Genomic DNA, 646 nt, shown 5'->3' with positions numbered 1-646 from the left:
AAACATCGCTGGGCAGTCCGCGCAGCGATGTGGCCAGTATCGCGCCGAAGACACCTAGCGGCAGCATCAACATGTTGACAAAAGGGATGGTCCAGCTTTCATACAGGGCAGCCACGCAAAGAAAGATAACAAAAACGGAAAAGGCATAAAGAATAGGCCCCTGAGCCGTTGCCATCCGCTCCTGATAGGACAGGCCGGTCCAGTCAAAGCCGATCCCCTGGGGCAATTTGGCAGCAATTTCTTCCATGGCGGCCATCGCCTCCCCGGAACTTTTTCCCGGTGCGGGCTCGCCCCAGATATTGATGGACGGAAAGGCATTGTAGCGTTCCAACCTGGGCGAACCAAACATCCACCGCCCGGAGGCAAAGGAGGAGAAGGGGACCATCTTGCCCTCGTTGTTACGCACATACAGTTTTTCCAAATCATTGGGCAGCATACGGTAAGGCGCGTCTGCCTGAACAAAGACCCGCTTGACCCGACCGGCCTGAATAAAATCGTTGACATAGGCGCTGCCAAAGGCGGCCGAGATGGTATTGTGGATGGACGAGATGGGAACCCCCATGGCCCCGGCTTTGTCCCAGTCCACGTCGATCCAGTACTCGGACACATCTTCCATGCCATTGGGCCGGACCCTTGTCAATCGTGG

General features: G+C 56.3%; 1 protein-coding gene. It reads right to left on the bottom strand.

Annotated features, from left to right (window positions below; genetic code table 11):
• On the bottom strand, positions 1-616 hold a 616-nt coding region (locus JCM12296_RS35455; RefSeq protein WP_281492281.1), incomplete at its 3' end, for an efflux RND transporter permease subunit.
• Between the last annotated feature and the right edge of the window lie 30 nt (positions 617-646).

Source organism: Desulfosarcina cetonica JCM 12296 (assembly GCF_001311845.1).
GTDB lineage: Bacteria > Desulfobacterota > Desulfobacteria > Desulfobacterales > Desulfosarcinaceae > Desulfosarcina > Desulfosarcina cetonica.
Note: the sequence above shows the minus strand (reverse complement) of the source record. Positions and strands in the feature narration are given on the sequence as shown.